Below are 15,233 nucleotides of genomic sequence, written 5' to 3'. Positions count from 1 at the left end.
ACGGTTTTTTACGCGAACAGTTTTTTTAGAATGAGAAACGCCATTCCGCCACCGCTTGTTTTTTCTGCATTCAGCCAACAATTTTGTAATGGCCTGTAATACGCTATAATTGGCCTATTTTCAGGCAGCCATTGTGTTCAAGCTGTTACATCGAAGCAGAATGCGCTGCCACCAAACCCTACTGCCTTGTTAAGGATACCCACTCATGAGCTTGAAAGTTGCCATCAATGGCTACGGCCGCATCGGCCGCCAAATCCTGCGCGCCATTTACGATTATGATTTGCGTGATCAATTTGAAATCGTTGCCGTAAATGCCAGCGGCAGCTTGGAAACCAATGCCCATTTGACCAAATTCGATACGGTACATGGCCGGTTTTCGGCTGAGGTAGCCGTGGAAGGCGACAACCTCATCGTCAATGGCGATAAAATCCCATTTTTCTCTACCCGCGACCCAGCTGAATTGCCTTGGCAGGCGCTTTCTGTGGATTTGGTATTTGAGTGTACTGGCGCGTTCACCAGCAAGGAAAAAGCCAAAGTGCATTTGGCATCTGGCGCCAAAAAAGTGTTGATCTCCGCACCCGGCGGCGATGATGTGGATGCCACCATTGTGTACGGCGTCAATCACGATGTCCTAACCGCAGACATGACCGTGGTTTCCAACGCGTCCTGCACCACCAACTGTTTGGCCCCTGTGGCCAAAGCCTTGGATGATGGTTTGGGCATCAGCAAAGGTTTAATGACCACCATTCATGCCTTCACCAATGACCAAGTACTGACCGATGTACGCCACAAAGACTTGCGCCGAGCCCGCAGCGCCGTGGAAAACATGATTCCCACCAAAACGGGTGCAGCCAAAGCCGTTGGCTTGGTATTGCCCACGCTAAAAGGCAAACTGGATGGCTTCTCGGTTCGCGTACCCACCATCAATGTGTCCTTGGTGGATCTGACTTTCGAAGCCAGCCGCGACACCAGCGTTGAGGAAGTCAACGCCATTGTAAAAGCGGCCAGTGAAGGCGCAATGAAAAATGTATTGGGCTATAACACTCTGCCTTTGGTATCAATGGATTTTAATCACACCACTGAAGCCTCCACGTTTGACAGTACATTAACCAAAGTCTCCAACGGCAATATGGTTAAAGTATTGGCTTGGTATGACAATGAATGGGGATTCAGTTGTCAGATGCTGAATACAGCCCGAGCCTTATTTGGCTTGGATGTTCGCCCATTTCACTGATTAAAACACCCCCAATCAGGCTGCCTGCATCTTTCAGGCAGCCTGTTTTTATGCCAAACATAGTACAATACAATGGCATGTCGCTGTATTAGGCGACCGCTTCAGCATGGCCAGATTGCCCCACCCTATAAAAAAGAGACTGAATCATGTTGCGTTATCACGTTCAACCGCATCACCTCAAACAACATTTATGGCAAGTTTCTCTGTGTTTCAGTCAAAACCATGATCATGCCTTTACCTTGAGCCTGCCCAACTGGGTACCAGGCAGCTACATGATTCGCGATTTTGCCCGCCACATCATATCCATCCAAGCCAGTTGCAACGGCCAAAGCCAGGGATTAATTCAAAAAAGTAAAAATACTTGGCAAGCCACAGGTGATATGGGCGAATGGCAGGTTGATTACTGGGTATATGCATTTGATGTGTCGGTGCGGGGCGCTTTTTTGAGTACCGAACGGGGCTTTTTTGATGGTGCTTGCCTCTTTCTGCGCCACAATCAGCGCGCCCAAGAAGCCTGTCTATTGGCCATCAGCAATGTGCCTCGGGATTGGGACATTGCCACCACACTGCCCGTTTTGGATGCTCGTAAAAACATCTTCCAAGCCACCAATTATCGTGAGCTCATTGATCATCCTGTGACAATGGGCAATTTACTGCGACTGCCTTTTCAGGCAGCCGGCATTGAGCATGAAATTATCATCAACGGTCATTTTGGGGATTTCGATCACGGCCGTTTGGTGGAAGATGTGCAACGCATTTGTACCACTGAGATTGCTTTATTTGATGCACCTGTTCCTTTTGAGCGATATCGGTTTTTGCTGTTTGTGGGTCAAAATGTCTATGGTGGCTTGGAACACGGCTCATCTACGGCGCTCATGGCCGACCGCCACCATTTACCGCAAAAAAATCGCCCCATGGATGATGGCTACATCAGCTTGCTGGGATTATTCAGCCACGAGTATTTTCACGCATGGAACGTGAAATCCATTAAACCGGCAGCCTTTGCCGATAGTGATTTAAATGAAGAGGCTTATACTCGGCTATTGTGGGCTTTTGAAGGCATCACTTCCTATTACGATGATTTAATTTTGGCCCGCAGCGGCGTCATCAGCCATGAGCAGTATTTAAACTTACTGGCCAAGACCATCACTCGCGTGCAACAAGGTGCAGGCCGTACCCTGCAAAACTTGGCCGACGCCAGCCTGACAGCTTGGACCAAATACTACAAGCAAAATGAAAATAGCCCGAATGCCATTGTCAGCTATTATCAAAAAGGCGCCTTGGCCGCGCTGTGCCTAGACATGTATATCCGTCGCCAAAGCCAAAATAAAATGAATTTAGATGTGATTATGCGTGCGCTCTATCAAGATTGGCGTATTCGCCACCAAGGTTTAGCAGAAAATGAATGGCTACAAATTGCCGAAGCGGCTACAGGCATGGATTTGCGCATATTCCAACAACGCTGCATAGACAGCACCAGTGAATTGCCCTTAGTTGCATTGTTAACCACCGCCGGCGTGGGCTTATCGTGGCAGGCTTTAGCACGTGATCATGGAGGTGCTTATGTGGAAAACACACCCAATCCCGTTGGCGCACCCGCCGATTTTGGTGCGCGATTCAAACCCGCGTCACTGGGTGTCACCCTAAGCCAAGTGTATAGCCAAGGCAGTGCCGAGCAAGCGGGATTGTGCGCAGGCGACTGCATCATTGCTTTGAATCAAGAAATCATTACCGATTTTACCCAACAATGGGCCCGCGTGGCGGTGAATGACTTGGTGTTGATTCACTTTGTGCGCGACGGTATGCTCGACCAAGTGGAAATGCAGGCTCAGGCCGCTCTACCCAACACTGCGCTACTGCACATCCAGGATCACAGCAAATTGGCTCAGTGGTTGGCTTAATGAAAAAAAGTGGATATAGGGTTGCAGAAACGATCATGGTTTCCTACACCGCTTGTTCAGGCAACCCTATCCTCCTTTGCTCAGCGCCACTAAAGCATGATTTGGTTCAATGAACGGAACAGGTTGCCTGAAAACCATTTCAGCCAAATCACCCAGTCCATCGCTAACCCTGTGCTAACCTCACTTCAGGCTTTATAACATTGCCCAGTACTCGTAAAACGGTATGGACCAGAGAATGAGCACTCATGGGGGACTCAATGACCATAACCAGGAAGATGGCGCCTGCCAAACAAATTGAATGGGGCAGAATAGACGCATTGCTCTTTAAAATTAAAATTGAAGCGCCTCATACGGTATAAAATTACCCAAACAATAGAGCCTATACCTGCTTCACTCAGAGCATTCCATATTTAAAAGACACACCTCATGCACCTCACCCTTGCCATACCCGCCTTGCTGTGGCCTTACGCATCCGCCGCATTACCGCCACTATCGCTCCCAGCCCTTGATGGACTGAGGCAATGGGGTCGATTTCAACACCAAACACAGACGCGTAGCGCGTTTTATGCGCAATACCTTAATAGCGGTTCTTGGTGCGCTACGCTTGCGCCCACGGCAAGTGTGGATGAGCATGAATTTTGCTTATTGTGTAGCCCAATAAGCCAGACTGTAGGAATGCATCAAGCCCCATTTTCCTCAGACAAACAACTGCAGCTATCAATGTCAGAAGCACATCACTATTGCCAAACATTGTCGGCTTTTTTTGAAACCGAGCACATCCGCTTTGTGGCTGCTCGCCCCACATTGTGGTTAATGATTATCCCTCAGGCTTGGTCATTCCAGATACCCAGTCTATGGGATTTGCATGGGAGCATGGACAAGGCCAGCAAACCCAGTGGCGTAGATGCGGGACGCATGTTACAGCTGTTGACTGAATGTCAAATGCTGCTATTCCAGCACCCGTTAAATAAGCAGAGGCAACAGAGCGGCCTAGCGCCGATTAATGGCCTTTGGCTACAAAATGACTTGATCGGCAATGCCAGTCAATCAATTAGCCTGTTTGCCGACAATGATTGGGCTTGTTCTGCCCAGCCATTACCCGTCAACGGCACCACATTACTGCAACAATTGGCTGCTGCACAAACAACGCATGCCGTGGTGTTTTTGGATGATTTAACCACACCAGTGGATGCCAACGATGCCTATGCCTATGCCGCCATTTTAAACCGATGGGAAATAGATTGGTTTCGGCCATTGCAGCAAGCATTACACAGCAAACCATCGTTCACACTCAGCCTCCATACTGATGGAGATCAAGGTGGCATCATGACCATACGCAAACCTTGGTTTACGCCCTTTTGGCGACACCGTTCCGCTTTTAACGGCCAAACTTTATGATGAATACCGAACACATTACCACACGCCCTGTTGATGAGCGTGCCTATACGGCATTACAAGAAGCAGGAATAGACCCCTTATTGGCTCGTCTTTACGCCGCCCGCTCGATACATCACATTGAGGAAACAGATATTAGCCTGCGCGCTTTGCTGCCTTTTGATGGCCTAAAAAACATTCAGGCAGCCGCACAACGCTTGGCTGAGGCCATTACACGACAAGAACGCATATTGATTGTGGCCGACTATGATGCAGATGGGGCAACCGCTTGTGCATTAGGCATTCGCGGCTTGGCGGCCATGGGTGGCTGCGTGGATTTTTTGGTGCCCAATCGTTTCGAACATGGCTACGGGCTCACACCCGAATTGGCCGAGTTAGCAGCGGCACGACAAACACAATTGCTGCTCACGGTCGATAACGGCATTGCCAGCGTCGCCGGTGTCATCAAAGCACGCCAGCTCAATATGGATGTTTTGATCACCGACCACCATCTCCCAGGTAACACCTTACCGGATTGCCTTATTGTAAACCCCAATCAACCCAACGATGCTTTTGGCAGCAAAGCCTTGGCCGGTGTGGGAGTGATGTTTTATGTGCTCATGGCGCTGCGCAGCCACCTTCGACGCCAGCACTATTTCGGCATCAATCGGCCAGAACCCAATCTCGCCAACTGGTTGGATTTAGTCGCACTGGGCACGGTTGCTGATGTCGTGCCATTGGACCACAACAACCGCATTCTGGTGACGCAAGGACTCAATCGCATTCGTGCAGGCAAAACCCATGCTGGCATACGCGCATTATTTGATGTCGCCAAGCGCAACATTCGACAAGCACAATCATTTGACTTGGGATTTGCCATTGGCCCTCGATTGAACGCCGCAGGGCGTTTAGACGACATGAGCTTAGGCATTACCTGCTTAGTCAGCGACGATGATGAAGCAGCCACCCTACTGGCCGAGCAACTTGACCAGCTCAACCGCGAGCGTCGACAGATTGAGCACGGCATGCTGGATGAAGCCTTGGCCGACTTACCCGAAACCATACCTGACCACTGTTACAGCACCGTGGTGTATAGACCACAATGGCATCAAGGGGTCATTGGCATTGTGGCCAGCCGTTTGCGTGAACGTTTTCACCGCCCAACCATTGTCTTTGCGCCAGCAGATGATGGTGAGTGGCGTGGGTCGGGCCGTTCGATCTCAGCTTTGCATTTGCGCGATGCCTTGGATTTGATTAGCAAACGGCACCCCTCACTCATTCATAAATTTGGTGGCCATGCCATGGCGGCGGGCTTAAGCTTAGCCGAAGAAGGGTTAACCGATTTTCAGGCAGCCTTTGAAGCAGTGTGTCGGGAATTATTACAACCACAAGACCTCACTGCACAACACCTAACCGATGGTCACTTACCATCACCCTATTTAAACTTGCCTACCGCCCGAGAATTGGCGCAACACGTTTGGGGACAAGGGTTTTCCGTACCCAGTTTTTGTGATGAATTTGATGTTTTATGGCAAAAGCCGGTGGGCACGCAACATTTAAAAGCAGGACTACTCAAAGATAATCAAACTTGCGAGGCCATGTTTTTTCGATGCACTGAAACTTTACCGCAGCGTATACGCGTTGTGTATCGACCAACAGTAAACGAATGGCGCGGACAACAGGAATTGCAATTGTATGTGGATTACTGGGAGCCTGAAAACGGCCCAAGCTCGACATTATGATGTGGCACAAAACAAGTAACATGACAATGGACTGAAGGCTGCCTGAAAAGTAAATTTATCTTATAATCAGCAGGATTGGCTGGGAATCAACGCGGCAGCGTCCGACTGGCATAATACTTTAGCAAAATATTCAAGAAATAACACAGGGAATCAAATACCTATGAGTGTAGGCTTATTGCGGGTTTTGTATCAACACAAAATCATAGACAACACACAAGTGGAAAAATTGCGCCAAGCCTTGGACAAAAACCACAATGTGATGCCCACTTTATTTGAAACAGGCGCCATCAATGCCGCCAAGTTGGCGTCATTTCTGGCACAAACATTTGGTTTCCCTTTGCTCGACTTGCATCAATACAACAGCAGCTTGGTCATCCAAGACAGCATCAATACCGACTTGATGCTAATGCGGCGTTGCGTTCCGATTTTCAAGCGCGGCAACCGCCTATTTTTAGCAGTGTCCGACCCCACACCCATCCAACACTATCAAAAAATGGCTGCTGATGTCGGTTGTGCCGTGGATTTGGTGATTGTTCGCGATGACCAACTCAGTGTCTTACTGGAAAATATCTCACAGCAATCCACCACTTTATTGGACGACCTCGGCGGCAACATGCCAGGGGCCGATGATGCAAAAAAAACCATGTCGGTGGATGACGAAGAGGGTGAAGACGGCCCAGTTGCCAAGTTTATTTTCAAAGTACTGGCGGATGCCTTGAACGCGGGCGCGTCTGATATTCATTTGGAATTTTATGAAGATTCAGCCCGTGTCCGGTTTCGCGTGGATGGTCAATTGCGCGAAGTAGTGCGCATGCCATTGAATATTCGCAATCAAGTGGCCTCGCGCATTAAAGTTATGGCGAAGCTGGACATTTCTGAAAAGCGCATTCCCCAAGACGGGCGTATTCAGCTTAGCTTCCGCAAAGGTGCCAAACCCATCGATTTTCGTGTCAGCACCTTACCCACTTTATTTGGCGAAAAAATCGTGATGCGTATCCTCAACTCAGATGCCGCCACGTTAAACATCGAACAACTGGGCTTCGAACCATTCCAAAAAGAAATGCTGCTCGAAGCCATCCATCGGCCTTATGGCATGGTCTTGGTCACCGGCCCTACCGGTTCCGGTAAAACCGTTACCCTGTATACCTGTTTGAATATTTTAAACACCGATAGTGTTAATATTTCCACTGCAGAGGATCCAGCGGAAATTAATTTGCCGGGGATCAACCAAGTCAATGTCAACGACAAGCAAGGACTCACCTTTGCCGCTGCGTTAAAATCGTTTCTTCGCCAAGATCCAGATATCATCATGGTAGGGGAAATCCGTGACTTAGAAACCGCCGACATCGCCATCAAAGCGGCCCAAACTGGCCACATGGTGTTTTCAACGCTGCACACCAACAACGCTCCAGCCACTTTATCACGTATGTTGAATATGGGTGTGGCGCCATTCAACATTGCCAGTTCGGTCAATCTCATCATGGCCCAACGTTTGGTACGACGCTTGTGCACCTGCAAAGCACCTGCAGAAAAACCGCCCATTGCTGCATTGAAAAAAGCAGGGTTCTCAGATGAGGATTTGGCCAAGGAATGGACACTCTACCGCCCTGTGGGTTGTGATCGCTGCAGAGGCAAAGGTTACAAGGGCCGTGCTGGGGTGTACGAAATCATGCCGATCAGCAACGAAATGCAGCGCATCATCATGGATAATGGCAATGAAGTCGACATCAGTACACAAGCCTACAAAGAAGGGTTAGTAGACTTGCGCCATGCAGGTTTGCTCAAAGTCATGCAAGGAGTAACGACCTTAGAGGAAATTTTAGCCACCACCAATGACTAACCATTTTCAACAAGCACTCATTAACCCAATAACACAGAGGCTGTTATGAATCGAACTGCAACGTCAACCACCAAAGCATCCGGAAAGCGCTTCACATTTGAAGGAAAAAATTTAAGTTCCGATCAGATGGTTCGTGGAGAGGTCACTGCCAAAGATGAGGCAGATGCCCGCGCTAAGCTGGCGCGGCGACACATTAAAGTGATACAGCTCACTAAAATGAAAAATCAGCGCCAAAAGCGCATCACTCAGGCCGACATCACGGTATTTACCCGCCAGTTGGCAACCATGATGAAAGCAGGCTTACCTCTGATGCAGGCTTTTGACATCGTTGCCCGTGGGCATGCCAATCCCTCCATGACCAAATTATTATTGCAAGTCAAAGGTGATATTGAACAAGGCACTTCAATGGCGGATGCTTTTGCCAAACACCCCAAATATTTTGACCGTTTTTATTGTAATTTGGTTAAGGCTGGTGAAGCCGGGGGGGTATTGGAAAGTCTGTTGGATAAATTGGCAGTCTACAAAGAAAAAACTCAGGCCATTAAGAAAAAAGTCAAAAGTGCTTTAACCTATCCGGCTGCGGTGATTGTGGTGGCCATTGCCTTGATTTTGGTGATGATGATGTTTGTGTTGCCTGAATTTGGCAAAGTCTATGCTGGTATGGGGGTAGAGCTACCTGTACTGACCCGTTTCATGATGACTTTATCGGAGTTTTTCGTTTCCTATGGCTGGCTGATTATTATTGCTTTAATTGGCGGTACCGTTGGCTTTTATCAATGGCACCAACGTTCACCCAATTTACAAAAACGCGTAGACGCTTTTTTATTGAAAATGCCTATTTTCGGCAGTATTGTCCGCAAAGCCACCATTGCGCGCTGGGCGCGCACCACGGCTACTTTATTTACGGCTGGGGTGCCTTTGGTTGATGCTCTAGATTCTGTAGGAGGGGCTTCAGGCAACATCATTTATGAAGAGGCCACAAAAGAAATCCGCAGCAAAGTCAATCAAGGGATATCCCTCACATCTGGCATGCAAGCCACCAATCTATTCCCAAATATGATGGTACAAATGGCATCTATTGGTGAAGAATCAGGTTCATTGGATGACATGCTCAACAAAGCAGCCGAATTTTATGAAGATGAGGTGGACAATGCCGTAGCCCAACTATCTTCATTAATGGAACCCATTATTTTAGTAGTTTTGGGTTCCATCATTGGGGTAATTTTGGTGGCTATGTACCTACCCATCTTTAACTTGGGTAACGTGGTGGGCTAATATGTTGCCAGAACAAGGAATGTACATCTTTTTTGCACTGATATTCGGTTTGCTCATTGGTAGTTTTTTGAATGTGGTGATTTACCGGCTACCGATCATGATGCAACGCAGCTGGCAAACAGAAGCACGGGAGGTTCTGGGGCTGTCGGAAGAAGCAGAAACGCTGTCCACATTCAATTTATGTAGGCCCGCATCAGCCTGCCCCAGCTGCCATGCACCCATTAAACCTTGGCAAAATATTCCCATCATTAGTTTTCTAATGCTGCGTGGGCGCTGCCAACATTGCCATACACCCATATCTTGGCGCTATCCTTTGGTAGAGCTACTCACTGGATTGGCATTCGCCACTGTGGTTTGGGTATTTGGCGCAACACCCATTGCATTGGGCGGTTTGATACTCACGACTGCCTTAATCGCGCTGACCTTCATTGATGCCGATACCCAGCTCTTGCCCGATCAAATCACCCTGCCATTGTTGTGGCTGGGTTTACTGTTTAATCTCATGGTTGGTTTCGTGCCACTGCGTGAGGCAGTATTGGGTGTTGTGGCAGGGTACATGAGCCTGTGGCTGCTGTATCAAGTATTTAAGTTGATTACAGGCAAAGAAGGAATGGGTTATGGTGACTTCAAGCTGTTAGCGGCTCTGGGCGCGTGGTTAGGTGTCAGCAATCTACCCATTTTGGTTTTCATGGCTGCATTAGTGGGTATTGTGGCATCCATTATTCTGCGCGTGGCACGCAATCAACCCATGCATTTGGGCCTGCACTGGCCATCGCCGGTTGGGTTGTTTTGGTGGCCAATGAGCCCATTCGCCAACTAATCCAGTGGTGGCTGCGGTTATCGGGTTTCCTGGCATAATGTTGTGGATAGGGCTAACAGGGGGTATTGGTAGCGGCAAATCAGCTGTTGCCGCTGGATTTCAACACTATCAAGTCCCTGTCATTGATGCCGATGCCATAGCTCGTGAACTGACTGCCCCAAACGGTGCCGCCCTAGCGCCCATCAAAGCCTTATGGGGTGATGATTTTTTCCATCCAGACCGCACACTGAATCGATCACACCTCCGTGACATGGTGTTTACGCACCCTCATGAAAAACACAAACTGGAAGCGCTACTTCATCCATTAATTTTCCAAAACATTCAAGCCCAGAAACACATACACACCTCGCCCCATGGCTACGGTTTAATCGAGATCCCATTGCTGGCGGAACAACCCCAATTTCAATCACTGATTCACCGCATATTACTGGTTGATGCCCCCGACAGCATACGGATTACACGGGTTCAAAAGCGCAATGGCCTTGATGAAGCTGCTGTGCGTGCTATCATGGCGCAGCAAAGCAATCGAGAAGCGCGGCTGGCGCTGGCCGATGACATCATCGACAACAGCCTGCATTGGCAACATTTGGATGAACAAATCGCCCGCCTTCACCGTTTTTACCAAGACCTCAGCCATTCACAGCCATGAACCCATGTATCCGTTTTGAGCATCCTTTATCTGAACGCGTGCGCAATTTTTTGCGCGTGAATCATTTGTTTGCACGTTTTCAAGAAACCTTGCCGCGTACCGAAACGTGGGCGCACCACAACGCTTTATTCACCTTATTCGAGATTATGGAAGCGGCGGCCCGCGCTGAATTGAAGCTTGATATTTTACAAGAACTGGAACGGCAAAAAGGCCTACTGGCACAATATACCCAATGGGATGAGACCACCAAACAGCAACGTCTCAGCCAATTGCAAGAGGCCATGCTCAATTTACAAAACGTGCAACAAAAATTTGGACAACACCTGCGTGAAAATGAGTGGCTAATGGGCATCAAACAACGCATGTTCGTTCCGGGCGGTACCAGCCCATTTGACCTGCCTTCTTATTACTTTTGGTTACAGCTTCCTGCCGAAACTCGAATGACTCAACTAACGCAGTGGATACAAAGCCTATTGCCTACTTATGAAGCGATCGCGCTTTTGCTGCGCATCTTACGCCAAAACAGCTGGTCTATTGATTGTCTGGCCAATGCAGGCAGTTATCAGCACAACAGCTTGGGACAAAATACCCATTTATTGGCCATTGATCTTCATCAAGCGGCCGCAGCGATCCCCGAAGTATCTGCCAATAAATACTTTACCCACATTCGCTTTTTACAAGCGTCGCAGCAACAAGCACGTGGCAAAATGGTTCCAGACAACATCCCATTCAAACTGATTATGTGCAGCTTCGATCCGGTGGTGAATAAATGAGTACGATGCATCACCCCACCATGGTTGCCTGCCCCACTTGTGGCAAACCAGTTGCATGGCTGCCTGAAAACCGCTTTCGCCCTTTTTGTTCAGAGCGCTGCAAATTGATAGACCTAGGCGCATGGGCCAGTGAAGACTACAACCTGCCGGCAGTGGATGATGGCCCTCATGAAGACGACATCCATCCTCGCCATCATTGATGTCCACACTTTCCCTTCCCTCAAAAATAAAAGATACTGCCATGCCTATTCCCGCTTTATCGGTTCGCAACGCGGTGAAAACCTATGCGAACGGCTTAACTGCACTCAACAACGTCAACCTAGAAGTAGCCCCAGGTGAATTTTTTGGCTTATTGGGCCCCAATGGCGCCGGTAAGACCACGTTGATTTCCGCCATGGCTGGCTTAAGTCGACTCAGCAGTGGCGACATCGCCATTTGCGGTCACGATGTCCGCCGTGATCCTTATGCCGCCCGCCGAAGCTTGGGCGTGGTGCCACAAGAATTGGTATTTGATCCATTTTTCAGCGTTCGCGAAGCTCTGCGTTTCCAATCTGGGTATTTCGGTATCCACCATAATGACGACTGGATAGACGAAATAATCGAAAGCTTGGGCCTAACCGACAAAGCCAACACCAATACGCGCAATTTGTCTGGCGGCATGAAACGGCGTGTGATGGTGGCGCAAGCATTGGTGCATCGTCCACCAGTCATTGTTTTGGACGAACCCACCGCTGGTGTTGACGTGGAATTGCGGCAAAGCTTGTGGCACTTCATTGAGCGCCTAAATAAACAAGGCCACACCATCATTCTCACCACTCATTATCTGGAAGAAGCACAAAACCTGTGCAACCGTATCGCCATGCTCAAGCATGGTCAAATCGTGGCACTCGACAGTACTGAAAACCTGCTCAAATCGGAGTCTAGCCTGCGCCTGTCAATCACCCTAGACAATAAGCTACCTGAAAGCCTGCGCAAATGCTTGATACATGAAGATGGCTACACGTACTTACTGAAATTAGCCGATTATGGTCAATTGGCTTTTGTGTTGCAGGCTGTGCAATTTGACCACATCACCATAAAAAATATGCACATGATGGAAACTGACTTGGAAGACGTGTTTTTGCGCCTCACCAGTGATCACCAAAGCGGAGATGCAGCATGAATTTTACCGGCTTTTATACCTTGTTCAAAAAGGAAATCTTGCGCTTCTGGAAAGTAGGCTTCCAAACATTATCGGCACCTATTCTCACTGCTTTGCTGTATCAATTGATTTTTTCGCATGTGATGGATGGACGCCCCAATATTTTGCCCGGTGTGAGTTACACAGCATTTTTGATCCCGGGGCTGGCCATGATGTCCATGCTGCAAAATGCCTTTGCCAATGCCTCATCCAGCTTGATTCAATCTCGCATTACCGGGAATTTAATTTTTATCTTGCTCCCGCCCATCAGCACCCCGGCTTTTTTCTGCGCTTATGTGGGTGCTGCCATCGTCCGCGGTCTGGTTGTGGGATTGGGGGTGATAGCCGTGACTGCGTGGTTTGGCCTACCCATGCCGCATCATGTGGGCTGGATTTTACTTTTTGCTTTTTTAGGCTGCGCCATTATGGGCATGTTTGGCCTATTGGCCGGCATTGTGGCAGAAAAATTTGACCAGCTGGCCGCTTTTCAAAATTTTTTGATTATGCCGCTCACGTTCTTGTCGGGTGTATTTTATTCCATCAATACCCTGCCGCCTTTCTGGCGTGCACTAAGTCATGCCAACCCAGTCTTCTATATGATTGATGGCTTCCGCTACGGTTTTTTTGGGCAAAGCGATGTTGCTCCGTGGTTGGCGCTGACCGTTGTGAGTGGGTTTACCGCCATTTTGGCGATCATCGTTTATGCCTTACTAAAATCCGGTTGGAAATTGCGTAATTAATGGTCAAACCCGCTATAATGTCGCCTTTGTGACAGGCGCGAATTTCCGTTCGGCGCCACCCAAAATTGTAAAGGAACTGCCATGCTGCTGCCCACTGATGTTGCCGACATGATTGCAGCCGTGGTGCCGTGCGAACACATTGCTGTCGACGGCGACGGCCATCATTTTTTTGCTGAAATTGTTTCTTCAGCTTTTGCCGGGAAAAGCCGCTTGGCACGACACCGCCTGATTAAAGATGGCTTGGCCGATAAAATTGCCAGCAATGAATTGCATGCCTTATCCATTACCACGGCGGCAACGCCTGAAGAATGGGCAACCAAACAACATTGATTCAGGCTGCCTGAATTATTTTCGGACTGTGTTATGGAAAAATTAAAAATCCGCGCCAATGGCCCACTTCAAGGTGAAATTGTGGTTTCTGGCGCCAAAAATGCCGCCTTGCCATTAATGTGTGCCGCTTTGCTCACCAAAGATACGGTACATCTCACCAATGTGCCCATGCTGCGTGACGTGAAGACCACACAGAAATTGCTGCAAGGCATGGGTGCACGCGTGCTCACCGATAATGTGCAGGAATTCGAAATCAATTGTGGCAGCATCAACAATACTTGTGCTCCCTACGACTTGGTGAAAACCATGCGCGCGTCCATCTTGGTGCTAGGCCCTACTCTGGCCCATTTTGGTGAAGCGAGGTAAGCTTGCCTGGTGGTTGCGCCATTGGCTCACGCCCTGTTGACCAACACCTCAAAGGCTTGGAAGCCATGGGCGCCGAGATCAGCATTGATCACGGTTATGTTAAGGCTCGCGCCAAACGCTTAAAAGGTGCCCGCATTGTCATGGACATGGTAACCGTTACCGGTACCGAGAATTTATTGATGGCGGCCACCCTGGCCGACGGTACCACCATATTGGAAAATGCAGCCATGGAACCCGAAGTATCGGATTTGGCCGACTGCTTGGTGAAAATGGGGGCCAAAATCCAAGGCATAGGCACGCCTACCTTGACCATTGAAGGCGTGGACAAACTGCATGGTTGCACCCATAGCGTGGTGCCCGATCGTATCGAAGCTGGCACTTTTTTGTGCGCCGTAGCGATGGCTGGTGGCAAAGTGATACTGCGACGCACCGCCCCCAAAACCATGCAAGCAATTTTAGACAAGCTGGTTGAAGCCGGAGCGGTGATTGAAGCCGGTGATGACTGGATTGCCATTGATATGCCCCACCGCCCCAAAGCAGTGGATTTACGCACGCTCCCTTACCCAGCCTTTCCCACCGACATGCAGGCACAATTTATGGCCATGAATGCCATCGCTGAGGGTACAGGCAAAGTAGTGGAAACCATTTTTGAAAACCGCTTTATGCACGTGCCCGAACTCAACCGCATGGGCGCGCATATTGACGCCGAAGGCAATACAGCCATTATTCAGGGCGTCGAACACCTTTCTGGCACCACCGTCATGGCGACCGACTTGCGCGCCTCCGCAAGCTTGGTACTGGCCGGTTTGGTGGCCAGCGGCGAAACCACGGTGGAGCGTATTTATCACTTGGATCGTGGCTATGAAAACATCGAACAAAAATTGGGCGGTGTTGGTGCACAAATCGAGCGTATCAACTAATCTACATCTTGTTGTTGCAAAACCCATGCAGGCAGCCTGAAAGCCCTTGCACCATTCAGGCAGCCCAACAGCAAAAAGCATCCCCAAAA

The 15,233-nt window shown here is 49.1% G+C and carries 12 protein-coding genes and 2 pseudogenes; all 14 read left to right on the top strand.

The genetic code is table 11. The features are described from left to right. Window positions 1-205: 205 nt before the first annotated feature. The 14 genes and pseudogenes from gap to murA all read left to right on the top strand — a co-directional run bounded on the left by gap (window position 206) and on the right by murA (window position 15,144). Window positions 206-1,234 (top strand): type I glyceraldehyde-3-phosphate dehydrogenase, encoded by a 1,029-nt coding sequence (gap, locus tag A2F46_RS09290; protein WP_066569663.1) that lies wholly within the window; start codon window positions 206-208, stop codon window positions 1,232-1,234. Window positions 1,235-1,380: 146 nt separating this feature from the next. Then, window positions 1,381-3,135: a M61 family metallopeptidase gene (locus A2F46_RS09285; protein WP_066569661.1), complete on the top strand. Its 1,755-nt coding sequence runs from the start codon at window positions 1,381-1,383 to the stop codon at window positions 3,133-3,135. Window positions 3,136-3,561: 426 nt separating this feature from the next. Further along, entirely contained in the window at window positions 3,562-4,533 is a 972-nt protein-coding gene (locus A2F46_RS09280; protein ID WP_156471613.1) for a hypothetical protein, read from the top strand. Beyond that, window positions 4,533-6,251, top strand: coding sequence for a single-stranded-DNA-specific exonuclease RecJ (gene recJ, locus A2F46_RS09275; RefSeq protein WP_156471617.1), 1,719 nt, complete (start codon window positions 4,533-4,535; stop codon window positions 6,249-6,251). Before A2F46_RS09280 ends, recJ begins: the two co-directional genes overlap by 1 nt. Before the next feature lie 160 nt (window positions 6,252-6,411). Further along, window positions 6,412-8,091 carry a type IV-A pilus assembly ATPase PilB gene (gene pilB, locus A2F46_RS09270; protein WP_066569654.1) on the top strand — a complete coding sequence of 560 codons (1,680 nt, stop codon included), beginning with the start codon at window positions 6,412-6,414 and terminating at the stop codon, window positions 8,089-8,091. A gap of 45 nt (window positions 8,092-8,136) precedes the next feature. After that, on the top strand, window positions 8,137-9,366 hold the full coding sequence (locus A2F46_RS09265) for a type II secretion system F family protein (RefSeq protein WP_066569652.1): 1,230 nt from the start codon (window positions 8,137-8,139) through the stop codon (window positions 9,364-9,366). A gap of 1 nt (window position 9,367) precedes the next feature. Continuing rightward, a pseudogene (locus A2F46_RS09260) lies at window positions 9,368-10,224 on the top strand (A24 family peptidase). Further along, window positions 10,224-10,835, top strand: a complete 612-nt coding sequence (gene coaE, locus A2F46_RS09255) for a dephospho-CoA kinase (RefSeq protein WP_066569649.1) — start codon at window positions 10,224-10,226, stop codon at window positions 10,833-10,835. Before A2F46_RS09260 ends, coaE begins: the two are co-directional and overlap by 1 nt. Continuing rightward, window positions 10,832-11,608, top strand: coding sequence for a cell division protein ZapD (gene zapD / locus A2F46_RS09250; protein WP_066569646.1), 777 nt, complete (start codon window positions 10,832-10,834; stop codon window positions 11,606-11,608). Before coaE ends, zapD begins: the two co-directional genes overlap by 4 nt. Beyond that, on the top strand, window positions 11,605-11,808 hold the full coding sequence (gene yacG, locus A2F46_RS09245; RefSeq protein ID WP_369796334.1) for a DNA gyrase inhibitor YacG: 204 nt from the start codon (window positions 11,605-11,607) through the stop codon (window positions 11,806-11,808). The genes zapD and yacG overlap by 4 nt, the downstream gene beginning before the upstream one ends. Window positions 11,809-11,849: 41 nt before the next feature. Then, window positions 11,850-12,770: an ABC transporter ATP-binding protein gene (locus A2F46_RS09240; protein ID WP_066569729.1), complete on the top strand. Its 921-nt coding sequence runs from the start codon at window positions 11,850-11,852 to the stop codon at window positions 12,768-12,770. Then, on the top strand, window positions 12,767-13,528 hold the full coding sequence (locus A2F46_RS09235) for an ABC transporter permease (protein ID WP_066569641.1): 762 nt from the start codon (window positions 12,767-12,769) through the stop codon (window positions 13,526-13,528). The genes A2F46_RS09240 and A2F46_RS09235 overlap by 4 nt, the downstream gene beginning before the upstream one ends. Window positions 13,529-13,609: 81 nt before the next feature. Further along, window positions 13,610-13,858 (top strand): BolA family protein, encoded by a 249-nt coding sequence (locus tag A2F46_RS09230; protein WP_066569631.1) that lies wholly within the window; start codon window positions 13,610-13,612, stop codon window positions 13,856-13,858. A 33-nt stretch (window positions 13,859-13,891) separates the two neighbouring features. Continuing rightward, window positions 13,892-15,144: pseudogene (gene murA / locus A2F46_RS09225) on the top strand (UDP-N-acetylglucosamine 1-carboxyvinyltransferase). The last annotated feature ends 89 nt before the right edge of the window (window positions 15,145-15,233 follow it).

The organism is Snodgrassella sp. CFCC 13594, assembly GCF_001590725.1.
In the GTDB taxonomy this organism is placed as follows: domain Bacteria; phylum Pseudomonadota; class Gammaproteobacteria; order Burkholderiales; family Neisseriaceae; genus Snodgrassella.
Note: the sequence above shows the minus strand (reverse complement) of the source record. Positions and strands in the feature narration are given on the sequence as shown.